This window comes from Sphingorhabdus lutea (assembly GCF_001889025.1).
Classification (GTDB): Bacteria; Pseudomonadota; Alphaproteobacteria; order Sphingomonadales; family Sphingomonadaceae; genus Sphingorhabdus_B; species Sphingorhabdus_B lutea.
The window spans coordinates 638256-650806 of the sequence record NZ_CP018154.1 but is presented as its reverse complement, the minus strand read 5'-3'; the positions used below and the strand labels follow the sequence as shown (position 1 = coordinate 650806).

At 45.0% G+C, this 12551-nt stretch carries 13 protein-coding genes; all 13 read right to left on the bottom strand.

Features of this window, described 5'->3' with window-relative positions; all coding sequences use genetic code 11:
• Nucleotides 1-100 precede the first annotated feature (100 nt).
• Nucleotides 101-904, bottom strand: coding sequence for a prepilin peptidase (locus LPB140_RS03185; RefSeq protein ID WP_198024157.1), 804 nt, complete (start codon nt 902-904; stop codon nt 101-103).
• Between the two features lie 24 nt (nt 905-928).
• Nucleotides 929-1615, bottom strand: coding sequence for a type II secretion system protein N (gene gspN / locus LPB140_RS03180; RefSeq protein ID WP_198024156.1), 687 nt, complete (start codon nt 1613-1615; stop codon nt 929-931).
• A gap of 56 nt (nt 1616-1671) precedes the next feature.
• Nucleotides 1672-2178 carry a type II secretion system protein M gene (locus LPB140_RS03175; RefSeq protein WP_072558631.1) on the bottom strand — a complete coding sequence of 169 codons (507 nt, stop codon included), beginning with the start codon at nt 2176-2178 and terminating at the stop codon, nt 1672-1674.
• Nucleotides 2175-3389, bottom strand: coding sequence for a GspL/Epsl periplasmic domain-containing protein (locus LPB140_RS03170; RefSeq protein ID WP_198024155.1), 1215 nt, complete (start codon nt 3387-3389; stop codon nt 2175-2177). Before LPB140_RS03170 ends, LPB140_RS03175 begins: the two co-directional genes overlap by 4 nt.
• Complete coding sequence (gspK, locus tag LPB140_RS03165) at nt 3346-4344, bottom strand: type II secretion system minor pseudopilin GspK (RefSeq protein WP_072558629.1); 999 nt, start codon at nt 4342-4344, stop codon at nt 3346-3348. Before gspK ends, LPB140_RS03170 begins: the two co-directional genes overlap by 44 nt.
• Nucleotides 4334-5056: a type II secretion system minor pseudopilin GspJ gene (gene gspJ, locus LPB140_RS03160; RefSeq protein WP_072558628.1), complete on the bottom strand. Its 723-nt coding sequence runs from the start codon at nt 5054-5056 to the stop codon at nt 4334-4336. Before gspJ ends, gspK begins: the two co-directional genes overlap by 11 nt.
• Entirely contained in the window at nt 5053-5406 is a 354-nt protein-coding gene (gene gspI / locus LPB140_RS03155) for a type II secretion system minor pseudopilin GspI (RefSeq protein WP_072560242.1), read from the bottom strand. The genes gspJ and gspI overlap by 4 nt, the downstream gene beginning before the upstream one ends.
• A 38-nt stretch (nt 5407-5444) precedes the next feature.
• Entirely contained in the window at nt 5445-5936 is a 492-nt protein-coding gene (locus tag LPB140_RS03150; protein ID WP_072558627.1) for a GspH/FimT family pseudopilin, read from the bottom strand.
• Nucleotides 5914-6387 (bottom strand): type II secretion system major pseudopilin GspG, encoded by a 474-nt coding sequence (gene gspG / locus LPB140_RS03145; RefSeq protein ID WP_083549887.1) that lies wholly within the window; start codon nt 6385-6387, stop codon nt 5914-5916. Before gspG ends, LPB140_RS03150 begins: the two co-directional genes overlap by 23 nt.
• 1 nt (nt 6388) lies before the next feature.
• Nucleotides 6389-7639, bottom strand: a complete 1251-nt coding sequence (gene gspF / locus LPB140_RS03140) for a type II secretion system inner membrane protein GspF (RefSeq protein ID WP_072558626.1) — start codon at nt 7637-7639, stop codon at nt 6389-6391.
• Nucleotides 7640-9124 carry a GspE/PulE family protein gene (locus LPB140_RS03135; RefSeq protein ID WP_232223476.1) on the bottom strand — a complete coding sequence of 495 codons (1485 nt, stop codon included), beginning with the start codon at nt 9122-9124 and terminating at the stop codon, nt 7640-7642.
• A gap of 164 nt (nt 9125-9288) precedes the next feature.
• Nucleotides 9289-11520: a type II secretion system secretin GspD gene (gspD, locus tag LPB140_RS03130; protein WP_418346538.1), complete on the bottom strand. Its 2232-nt coding sequence runs from the start codon at nt 11518-11520 to the stop codon at nt 9289-9291.
• A complete protein-coding gene (locus tag LPB140_RS03125) occupies nt 11517-12311 on the bottom strand; it encodes a type II secretion system protein N (protein WP_198024154.1) in 795 nt (264 codons plus the stop codon). The genes gspD and LPB140_RS03125 overlap by 4 nt, the downstream gene beginning before the upstream one ends.
• Between the last annotated feature and the right edge of the window lie 240 nt (nt 12312-12551).

Below are 12551 nucleotides of genomic sequence, written 5' to 3'. Positions count from 1 at the left end.
AATCCTCCCCAGCAGCACCATATAATTTCCCCTATATTAGATAATATTCCTTGTGCCGTCCTGCAATCAACATGCCGCAATAGGGTAATCCATATATACGTTAATAGCCAATATTATAGATATAGAGCAGAAAAATTGCGGCAGCCGCCAGAAAACTGCCAAAGGGGATATGCAAAATAACCGCTTTTGCGCCCTTATTTTTTACATCTGACCTGTTGGCATAAATGGCCCATAATATACCCAGACCGCTGGATAAAAATAATAAATAGGGCAAATAAAGCATGGGCAGCCACAGCATAATCGCGCCAATTAATTTGGGATCGCCGCCGCCCATACCATGACGGCCATATATTATCTTATATGCCATTCTTATCCCCTCCAATATCGCAAAGGAGGCCGCGGCAAATAAGATATTCACCAATATAAAATGTGTATCGCCTAGGAAAAATAACCTTATCATCCCTGCAATGGCAAGGATGAGTATCAACAAATTGGGCAGCCATAAATGACGGGCATCCAATATGATAAGCGGTAATAATATCCATGCAAAAAGAGCGAACCAAAAAGCATCAAATATTGGCAATGTCATAAAAGATAATCCGCCAATGATCATGGCCGACATTTCCGAAATTTGATGAATAGGGTCAATTTTATTTCCGCAATGGCGGCATTTACCCCTTAACAATAATACCGAAAAAATCGGGATTAAATCCGCAACCCTCAATTTATATTGGCATGCATCGCATTGCGATCGCCCGGATGATAAAGAAATGGCGCGCGGCCAGCGTGTGACCAACGCCCCTATAAAGCTGCCCATAATCGCGCCAAAAATCGCGCCCATAATGGCAAGGGATATTGGATGCAGCGCATATATTTTGAACATAAAATCATCGGCATTTGCCATGGAAAATAACGCAAAATACATATGTTAAAATTGGCCTGTTTCGCGGCGTATCATGCCCGCCTGATATGGGGTAAAGCCCAATAGGCCAAGTCCCGCCATCATCGCCGGATCGTCGGTTAAAATAATGATATTTGCATTATATTTTCCCGCCTGATTCACCCGCAATTTCACCATTTCTTGTTCAGAAAAGCTGATAAAAGATAAGGATAGGTCCGCGCCGTCGCAGCTGGCCTGTGCGGTCATTCCTTCATTTATGTCTAATGATGATAATATCCCGCCATTTAACAATAATTTCACCTCGCCCTTGGCCGATGAACAAATATCATTTTTGAAATGAACATTAAAATTATTAAATATTACATTGCCGCCTAATAATTTGCCAATTTTACCCTGTAACTGGGCCTCTCCGTTAAGGTTTTTAATTCCATTGCCGCCCAATCCACCAAAAATAACCCCCTCTATCATGGCCTTGTTATTTTCTTTATCAGACGAAAATGCCAACTCCCCCCTGCCCATAAATAATGGCAAGGGTAAAAGTCCTGCATTTATTTGCCCCATTGAAAAACCGGCAATTTCAACATTGGAAATTTGCCCCGACCAAATAGGGCCGTTGATATTTTGCGCGCGCAGTAAATTATTATCGCCAGAAATCATCCCGATGGCCGCGCGCATCGGCATGAACAGGATCAATAAAATGACAAATATTGCCATGATGTAAATCCATATTTGGCGAGATATAGGCTGGATTGCCGCCCATATTTTACCCATCATGATGCCGAACCGCGCAATGTCGCCATAAAGGACACATTGCCATTATCGGCAGATTTTATATCAACCTGTTGCAATATTGCGCCCTTTTCTCCAATTTCATTCAGCCATTTCATAATGGCCGACGGCGCAACCGAAGAAATTGCAATATCAATATCGCCATTGCCCCTTATTTCGGCGCGATCAAAGGTAAAGCCTGCCTGCCCTGCGCTAATATCAATCAGCTCTTTTAACTGATTTTGGTTAAGCTGCGCGGGCGATTTTTTTTCACCATTATTCTTATCAATATTATTTTTGCCTTGGGCGGCCTGCACCTGCATTTCAATATGGGCGCGGCGCAATATGGCATCGCGATAGGCATTTTGCTGATTCGTTATTGCGCCCATTAAGGGCCGATAAATTGCATAAAAAATAAATATCGCCGCTGCCAATAATATGGCGAATAGAACCAATATTTTTTCCCGCAATGTGGCTGCGGCAAACCAGGCCGAAAAATTGTTCATCATGGTAATCTCATGCTAATATCTGCGCTGGAAAGGCCGCCTTGCTCCTGTTTCGGGGTGGCGGTAATTTTATATCCCTGTTGCTGTAAATTTATCAACAATGGGTTGATTGCATCATTTGTTGGCGCGGTAATTGTGGCATATAAAATTTGATTTTGGTCATATTTTAATTGCCGCAATTGCAAGGCAGGCTGTTTTTCCAGCTCGCCATAAATTGCCGAGGATAATAGCGCAAATCGCGTTCCATTTTTTGCTATATCTTTGTTAGAAAGGGCATTTTGGGCTTCCTCAATATTGTCAACATTGGGAATAATTTTTTGCGCCATTTTCAATGCAATGCCATTTTCATGTTGCACAGCAAAATATAAACGCCCCCAACTTGCCACCGCCAATGCCAAACTGACCAGCAATGCCGCCATGCATAAAAATAATATTATTTTTAATTGGCCTGCGCCCCATTTTGTCTTTGCCTTCCCCATGGCAAAAGGGCCATGGCGCAAATTGATAATGCGCGGCAAATTATCCGCATCATTTAATGCTGCCATATCGGTGCAGATTTCATTTTGATGATGTTGCACAAGATTTTCATCAATATGAAATGCGGTGCGAAGCGCAGCTTCATCCGGCGCGATAAATTGCGGACCAAGGATAAGGGGAATGCCAAAAATCTCCGCGCCCTTATATCCATCATGCGGCATAGAAATCGCCATGCCAATTGGCATGACAATATCAGGGTCCAGATTATAACCAGCCAATATTTTTAACCCGCGCTCCATTTTTTCTGCATCAATATGCGCGGTGCAAATTAACTTTTTATCCGATGATGATGCCATATCCACGTTCATTATTTTCGCGGATATATGAAGATTGGTTTTTACAGGCAGTTTTTCCTGTAATTTTACCTGTGCCACCATCAATGCCTGTTTATCCGGCATATCGTCAATTTCATGCCAATGGACCACCACATCACCGGGCGATGCCAGCGCAATTACCCTAGCCTTTGCCGATGATATATCTTCTGATACCCAATAATAAAGGGCGGAAATGGCGTCCTTATCATTCGGTGGAATAATGTTAAAATCAACAATGGATGCATTTTCAACACGGTAATAACCAATTGGCACATCGCCCTGAACCGGAAAAGAAAGGATTAAAAGACGCGACATAAATTTATCCATTATTCCAATTGCGCCAAAATATTTGAGCCTCGCCATTTTGGCCATTTTCGGAATCGAACGACATTAATGTTAGTCCTTCCAACATAATATTCCCCACGGCGATACGGCTATGCACCTCAAACCATTTGCTTTTCAAACCAAAATTATTCTTTGTTGCATCATCTAAATTCATGCTGGCCAGCATGGGCGCCTGCCAAAATTGAACCAAACTCGCATAGCCATCCTTTGGCCGATTGGCTAGAAAAGATTGCGCCTGCTCTATTGTCATTTGTTGGTTAAAATACATGGCGAAAAGCGCCGCACGGTTTAGTGATAGGGTGTTAAGGTTCACCTGCACCTTTTCATTGGTTGGCAAGGCGCAAATATATGGCTTTATCTTTTTATATATTTGCGCTGTCATACCGCGAATATTGGCCAATTCGCTGCGGTCCACCATATTCACATTTGCCGGTAAATATGATGGGGATAATCCGCGATAATAACTATCCTCCGCCCCCGCCGGCAATGCTATATTATCTGTATCAATCCAATCCGCCGCAGATTCCGCAATATAGGCCGCATTTGATTCATCAATTTTTAACAAGGACATTAACTGCTTAAATTGTTCAATCGCAGGTAGGTTTGCCGTCAAACCCTGTTCCCCTTCAATCACTAAATTATTGAGGTTGAAACAATTATTGGCATCTTTGACATTAATAGTGGCCATTCCCCCATCAATGGGAATGGCAAGGTCGCGTTCCAACCAATCGCCTTCTAATGTTAATTTTTCCGGATTTCGCGATATTAAATCTTCAATCCGCCTGCTGGCGATATTTTCCAAACTATAACTATATGCTCTTGCCTGGGCCATGGCGCTGCCATTGGCGGCAAATTTCGTTGCCAATGTTAAACGGTCAAGCGCCGATGCGGCAATCACCGACATGACCGCCACCAATAAAAGCACGGTCAATAATGCCGCGCCCTTTTCATGCTCAGAAATATCAACTTTCATTGACATTTTCCTCTGTGCTATTTTCCTCTGTGCTATTTTCCTCTGTGCTATTTTCGGTTTCGGCCATTGGTATGTTGCGGCTTTGGCTGCCGACAATTAAAATTAACTGTAATGGCGCAATATTTTTTTGCATTATATTCACTTCTATGGCGCGCGGCATTTGCATATTATCATCCACATTCCAATCATCGCGCCATTGTCCCTTTTGATCGCGATATTTTACCAATATTTGGTCAACATCATCCAATAAAATAGCAGGCGGATTGCTTTGCCCTCCATCAATATAAAGCGTGGATTTGCGAATAAATTGCCGATTGACCAATTCATATTCAACCCTGCCTATGCTGCTGGCAAAACCATCTGCATCATCGCCCCCCATGCCAAGTCCGGTGCGCGAAAATGCAAATAAACTACCGGGCCTATCTTGTGTTAAAAAGGCCGCCATTTTTGAGCCATTTGCATTACGGGATGGGCGGGCCACGGCCTGTGCCAAATCGGCTTCTAATAAATTTGATAATCGGGTGATATTACCCTGCATGCTCAATTTATTTTTTAACTGCAACTGGCTATCCGATGCGCTGCGCAGCAACATTACCGCAGCGCTGGATATTAACCCAAAAATAAATAATGCCACCAACAACTCAACCAAGGTAAAGCCATTGCGTTGCATCAATTGCCTATTCTTGGCTGATAAAGGCTGCGCGGCGCTCACGGGGTGACTGGCCTTCCAAATTTGATAATTGCTTGTTTGCCCTGTTCATCGGTGATGATGATATCCACCCGCGCCAAATGTTCATCATCGCTGCGGCGTACCTTTTGAACCCATTGAAATTTCCTGCCCGCATTTTGCGATACCCCTTCCAAATCACCAAATGCAATTGGATTGGGATCTGAAATAATATTGGCAGCTTTATTTCGCGCTTCTAACCATAAAATTTGATGCGCAATGGCCGCGCCCCCTTCGCGCATGGTAAATCCTTGCAAGCGAATTAACGCCATAGCGGCCAAGGAAAATATCGCCAATGCCACCATGATTTCCAACATTGTGAATCCATTTGTCATTAAGTTTTTATCGGTATGAATTTGGCGATATTTCTGCATCAATTTTGGCCTCCTTTGACATCGCCTGACGCGGTAATATTAACATGATGCGCGGGTCCATCATTTGCGTTTATTGATATTCTTGCCGGCGCATTGGGCATTCCTGTTGCATCAAACATAATCCTTGCGGGTAATTTTGAAGTGGAGGAAATTTTCAGCGTTGAAGGTAAGTTCACCGACTGAAACTGCTTTTCCTCAAATGCTTGCCATGCGCCATCCCGGCGTTGTTCAAACGCATATCCCGATATGCTGAATGAAACCAATGTCGGACGCGCCTGTAAAATCGCCATATTGCGCGTGGCGGCGATATGCATTGCCAATTTCTCGGCATGTTGGCGGGCGCGGCCATCATCATTGGGCAATGCCATGACGACCGCCGCCGATGCCAAACCGATAAGGAAAATCACCACCATCAATTCAACAAGGGTAAAGCCATTTTGGGTAATATTTTTGCAATTTTTGTTAAATTTAATTTCCGATAATATCAGCATTTTCGCCCTGCCCGCCCGGTGCGCCATCCGCCCCCAGTGATAATATCTCAAACCCGCCATTGGCCGCTTCGCCATTATTCCCGCCTAGACGATATTGATAGGCACGGCCCCATGGATCATTGGGTAATTTTTTAATATATCCACCGCGCCTATATCCCCCCGCTTCATTTGCTGGCGGTGTAATCAACGCGTTCAACCCTTCGCTTTGCGATGGATAGGTCATATTATCCAGCTTATAACTTTCCAATGCGGTGGACAGCACGGCAATATCTGCCTTTGCCTTTTGCACCATTGCTTTTTCCTGATTGGGCAAAACATTGATAACCACCACTGTGGTGATAAGGCCAAGGATGAAAATCACCACCATCAATTCAACCAAACTAAAACCATTTTCTTCGGCTTTATCGCATTTTTGACGCGCCCAAATTTGGGCAATTTTTTTCCAAAACATGTTAAATTCCTGCTAGATTTTGAAGCTGTAATATTGGCAATAAAATTGATAAGATGATAAGCGCGACAATAGCGCCCATAACCACAATGATTAAAGGTTCAAGCAAGGCCAAAGAGGCCGAAGTAAAATTATCAAATTCGCGTTCCAAATAATCGGCGGCGCGCGCCAACATCACATCCAATTGCCCCGCGCTTTCCCCGCTTGCCGTTAAATAAACCAACAAGGGAGGGAATACCGCCGTTTGTCGCATGGCGCCGGATAAGCTGCCGCCACCGCGCACATGTTCAATCATAAAATCATTGGCGTGACGCAGTGCATAATTTGGCACAATATTGCGGGTTAATTTTAACCCTTCTAATAATGGCAGACGGCTGGCCACCATAGTCGCCAATGTGCGGGCCATGCGCGCGGCATTTAAATTTCGGACCAATTTACCGATAAGCGGCAGGCGCAACAAAAATTGATCCACCTCCAATCGAAAATTATCGCGCCGTAATAATATGATGAAAATAAATGCAGCGAATAGGATGATTAACGCAATTGCCCACCACCAATTTGCCAAAAAAGCGGAAATTGCCATCACAATTTGGGTAATTAAGGGCAATTGTTGATCAACATCGTCAAATTGTTCCACAACGCGCGGCACAACCGAAATCATCAATCCCGATACCACCAAAATAGCAACTAAGGTCAGCGCAATGGGATATGTTAATGCGGCAAGTAATTTACCCCTTATTTCGGCCTGACGTTCCATCAATATTGCCAATCGTTCCAATATTTCGGGCAATGCGCCGGAGCTTTCCCCCGCAGAAATCATCGCGCAATATAAAGGTGGGAAACTTTGCGGGCTGCGTCTCATCGCCTCTGACAATCTTTGCCCCTCCACCACGGCGGCGTGGGTTTTTTCCAATATTTCGCGAACCTGTGCCTTTTCGGTTTGCTTGCTAATGGTGCGCATGGCCTCTTCTAAAGGGGTAACCTGTGACAAAGAAGCCAATTGACGGGTAAATAAAGTTAATTGTTGATGGTTTAATTTTGTAATTTTGCGAAATGTGAAAAAATTGGCCGCGCTATTTTTATCATTTATGTGATGACGTTCATTATTATTTTGCGCGCTCGCCACGGAAATATTGACCACATAATATCGCATATCGGTTAAACGTTGACGCGCCACATTTTCATTTGCCGCATCAATTTTACCGCGCCGTTCCGCCCCATTTTGATCGATGATATGATAGGCAAAATAGGCCAATTATTCGCCCTCCTGACGCGAAATGCGAATGGCGTCTTCCAATGTAATTTCACCTGCGCGCATCAATTTGCTGACCGCGCCAGATAAATTGGGCCGGTTAATAAATGCATGGCGGGCAATAATCGCCTCATCCCCGCCTTCATTGATTAAACGGCGGATGGTTTCATCCACCCTTATCACCTCAAACACACCAATACGGCCCTTAAAGCCGCTATTATTACAATTTGGACATCCCTTTGGTTGATGCACAATTGTTCCTTGATCCAATCCCAATAAAGCAATCATTCCCTTGCTTGCTTGGCCAGATGTTTTACAATCTGGACATAAACGGCGCACCAATCGTTGCGCGATAATCGCCCTTAATGTGGATGCCAGCAAAAATGGTTCAATGCGCATATCGCGCAAACGGGTAATCACCCCCACCGCGTCATTTGTATGCACGGTGGATAGCACCAAATGCCCAGTAAGGGCGGCCTGCACAGCAATATCGGCGGTTTCCTTATCACGGATTTCACCCACCATCACCACATCGGGATCTTGCCGTAAAATCGCCCGCAGCCCGGCGGCAAATGTCATGCCAACCTTTGCATTTACCTGTGTCTGGCCAATACCTTCTACGCCATATTCAACAGGATCTTCGACTGTTAAAATATTTCGGCTGCCATCATTTAAATATTTTAATGCAGCATAAAGCGATGTGGTTTTACCTGAACCGGTTGGACCTGTTACCAAAATAATGCCATTTGGTTCAGATAAAGCACTGGTCAAAATATCTTTTGCATCTTCGCTCATCCCCAATAAATCAATAGAGATAAAGCTGCTTTCTTTATCCAATATCCGCATCACCACGCGTTCGCCTGCGCTGCTGGGCAATGTGGAAACGCGCACATCGACCAATTTCCCGCCAAGGGTAATGGCGATGCGGCCATCCTGCGGCACGCGTCGTTCGGCAATGTCCAGCCGCGCCATCACCTTTATCCGGCTGACCACAACCGACGCGACATGGGCGGGCATTCGTAATTTTTCTTCTAACACCCCGTCTTTACGCATTCTGATGACAAGACCGGTTTCATATGGTTCAATATGAATATCCGATGCCCCTTGGCGCACGGCCTCTGCAATAATCACATTGATTAAACGAATGGCCGGTGCGTCATCGGCGCTGTCCAACAAATCATCCGCGCTTGGTAAATCAAGCGATAGAAATTGTGCATCATCATCATTATCAAATGCGCCCGCCATGGCGGCTGCGCTGCCATCTATGGCATAATGATCGGATAAAATTTTGGGAAAATCCGCTATTTCGACTTTTTCCACATCAAATGGCACATCGACAAATCGCCTTATTTCTAATAAATTTAACGGATCAGCATCGGCACGCATTTTGACCAATAATCGTCCATTTTCATGCCGGTGCAAAACATATCCAAATTTATTGGCAAAAATATATGGCAAATCAACTAATAATCGCGGCTCTGCAATCATATTAAAATCGGTGGGTGCGGGGTTTGTTTTTTCCTCCTGTGCCATATATGATGATTGAATATCGACCTTATCATTATCTCTATTGGCCATGATGTTTTTATTATCATCATGAGGCAAAATATTCCTTTTTTCGTTGCTTATCGCGGCATTGCCCTTTTTTATTTTCATTGCGCACCCCCACTTGCAGGAAGCTCCACCTGCTCAATTGGTCCATTGGTGGTGACGGCATTTTTGTTCATCCCGTCTATAATGACATCGCCCTGCATAAATTGCGGATTTATGGGCGGTGTAGCCCCCATATAATCGCGCACCAATTCGTCAATGGCTGGCTCTGCATCGGGGTTCAGCAATAATTGCTGCTGGCGAATATAATCATATCTTTTGGCGGTAACCACATCGCCATCGGCGCGGCTTCGCAATATGGTGGGGCGGATAAATACCATTAAATTGGTTTTCCGGCGGCTATTGCTTTTTGATTTAAACAACGCCCCCAAAACTGGAATATCGCTTAAAAAAGGGATTTTCTCGATTGTCCTGCGTTCATCATCATTTAACAAACCGCCAATGGCCAAAATTTGCCCATCGCCAATTGTTAATGTGGTTTCAAATTCTCTTTTATTGATGATTAAATCGCTCGATCTACTCGACACAGGGCCTGCCACGCTGGATACTTCTTGGCGCAGGAATAATTTAACATCACCGCTGCTATTAACCTGTGGGGTGACTTCTAATTTAATGCCGACTTCCTGACGCTGAACGGTCCGAAATGCATTGTCAAAATTATCCGACAAAGCCTCTCCGGTTGACACGGGGACTTCCTGCCCGACAAGGAATTTTGATTTTTGATTGTTCAATGTGACAACATAGGGCGTGGCCAATAAATTGGACTGAGTGTCGGATTGCACCGCATTGATAATCGATCCGAAAATCGCATTTTTACCAATGTCCAATGCAACCCCGCCAAATCCCCCAGTGGCGTTTAAAATTGATGCCGCTGCCGCTTCTTGTAATGAATTGCCCAATGCACTGCTGTTCGATGTGACGGTGGTTTGGCCATTTACCGTTGTTGTTTGCTGGGATAATTGCTGCGCCGCCGCCGCGCCGCCAATTGTTAAAATGCTGGGCACTGCATTGGAATAATTTGTCGCGGCAAAGGGGATATTTTGCCCGCCAATCAAAAATTGCACGCCCAATCTTTTGGCGGCATCATTGCCAATTTCGACAATGATTGCCTCAACCAATACCTGTTCCGGGCGTGTATCAAGCTGGCGGATTAACTCACCAATTTGACGCTGAATATCGCTATTCGCTGCAACGATTAACGCATTTGCCCCTTCATATCTTGTGATAATTGCAGGGCCGCGTTTTGCAATGCCGCCGCCATTGGATGAAATGCCATTATTTGAAATGCCAATTGATGCAGTTGACGCGGTGCTGCCCACGCTGGAGGCGCCATTATTGGATGCCGCGCCTGCATTTGCGCCATTATTTGACGGTGCGGCGTTAATATTTGCTGCCATATTGTCGGATATTGATGTCGATTGACCGCCACCCAACACCGCCTGAACCGTGGGCATTAACGTTTCGGCATTGGCATGGTTCAACCAATAAACCCGAATTTCAGCACCAGATTGCGCCCGATCATCCAATTCCCGCGCCATAGAGGCAAAACGCGAAACCGCACTGGCATCCCCGCGCAAGGCAATGCTATTGCTGCTGTCAAATGCCACAATGGTCACGGGCGGCCTTGCCCCCTCGCCCACTGCGCCCTGCTGCGCCAACATTTGTAGAGAAGTCGCAATTTCACGCGCCCCAGCATTGGCCAAAGGCACAATTTGAGTGGCCGCGCTGTCGCGGTCAATTTGGCGGATTAAATCGCGTATCCGGCGAATATTATCGGCATAGTCCGCAATCACCAAACTATTGGCATTGGCATTGGCGGTTATTGAACCTTCACGGCTGACCAATGGGCGCAATGTCTCCACCGCCGATGCCGCTGCGATTGATTTTAAGCGGAAAATCTCTGTCACAAATTGATTTGCGGGGGCATTTTTTTCTCCAATTTTTGATGGCTGGGTTGCCGCTCCTTCGGCCATTTGGATTCGATATCCGCCGCCGCGCATGGGAATTGCCACAAAATTATTGGCGCGCAAGGTGGACAGGAAAAGTTCAAAATATTCTGACTTACTTAATGGACGGTCCGACACCACCGATACCTTGCCCTGCACCTTGCTATCCACAATGAATGTCTGGCCGGTGACCCGTGCTGCATCTTGAACAAAGGCGCGAATATCCGCATCGCGCATGTTCAAAATATTTTGCGCGGCAATGGGGTGATATATTGCAGGCGCAAAGGTCAGCCCAATAAAGGCAGTAATATAAACTAATTTTTTCACTGATTTTCCAATATAATTGCAATTGGCACGACATTTGCACCGCGCTCAACCTCTAATGAAAGACGCGCACCAGGACGAACTTGCGTGATTATATCATTCGCACTGGTCACCGACTTTCCATTTATTTTTGTTACAATATCCCCGCTTTGCAGCCCTGCGGAACGCAGCATCGCGCCATCATCCTTTGCGCTAACTACCAATCCGGTAACACCTGCATTTGTCTTGCGCGGTTGCAAATTTATGGATGACGCAAATGTCTGCGCATTTATTTGTAACTGGCCCCTATTATCCGATCCGGCGCCTTCATCTATTGTCGCTGCGGGCGCAGCCTCGACAATTTCTGCGCTGGATGATTGATCAAGATATAATAATTCCAATGACCCATTATTATCCAATATAATATGGTCAAATGCCACCTTATGCAGCTTTACCCCGGGCATAATTTCTTGCCCGACAAGATAGCTATTCTGCACCCCCGCGCTATCCGCGATAATCGCCGAACCCGCGCCTGTTCCTGCATTGCCCCTAATGCCAAATAATGTAAGCGGCAGGGCAGTCACCTTGCCTTCTTCCTCGCTATTTTGCGTCCGTTTGAAAAATGGGTCAAATCTGTCAAATAATGCTGTTCTATTCGCAAAATCCATCATTTGCGGGACAACTGGTTTCCACCTCCCGACCGGACCAACCGGGGTCGCAATCACCCAAAATAAACGCGCCAATTGCACCAATATAATCAATATTAACGCAGCGGATATAAGTTGATAAATATTGGGTTTAGAAATTTTGAGCAAAGATTTTATCCGAAAATTATTGAATAATTTCGAACTTAAGGAATCATATTTTTCATAATTATTGCTCATATATTAGGCTATTAAGTTTGTTTCATGACGCATGGGTGACTGACATATGACGGTTTTATGAAATTGTTTTTTTTAACGCCGTGCAAATATTAAAACGTGCAAATACTAAAACGTTCAAAAATTAAAAATGGCGCCGCGTCATTGCCGCAGCGCCATGTAATAATTTATTTT

Bases quoted from the DNA above. Each gene is read 5' to 3' on its own strand.
- LPB140_RS03185 (WP_198024157.1), bottom strand. From the start codon at position 904: ATGGCAAATGCCGATGATTTTATGTTCAAAATATATGCGCTGCATCCA.
- gspN (WP_198024156.1), bottom strand. From the start codon at position 1,615: ATGGCAATATTTGTCATTTTATTGATCCTGTTCATGCCGATGCGCGCG.
- LPB140_RS03175 (WP_072558631.1), bottom strand. From the start codon at position 2,178: ATGATGAACAATTTTTCGGCCTGGTTTGCCGCAGCCACATTGCGGGAA.
- LPB140_RS03170 (WP_198024155.1), bottom strand. From the start codon at position 3,389: ATGGCGAGGCTCAAATATTTTGGCGCAATTGGAATAATGGATAAATTT.
- gspK (WP_072558629.1), bottom strand. From the start codon at position 4,344: ATGAAAGTTGATATTTCTGAGCATGAAAAGGGCGCGGCATTATTGACC.
- gspI (WP_072560242.1), bottom strand. From the start codon at position 5,406: ATGACAAATGGATTCACAATGTTGGAAATCATGGTGGCATTGGCGATA.
- LPB140_RS03150 (WP_072558627.1), bottom strand. From the start codon at position 5,936: ATGCTGATATTATCGGAAATTAAATTTAACAAAAATTGCAAAAATATT.
- gspG (WP_083549887.1), bottom strand. From the start codon at position 6,387: ATGTTTTGGAAAAAAATTGCCCAAATTTGGGCGCGTCAAAAATGCGAT.
- LPB140_RS03135 (WP_232223476.1), bottom strand. From the start codon at position 9,124: ATGATTGCAGAGCCGCGATTATTAGTTGATTTGCCATATATTTTTGCC.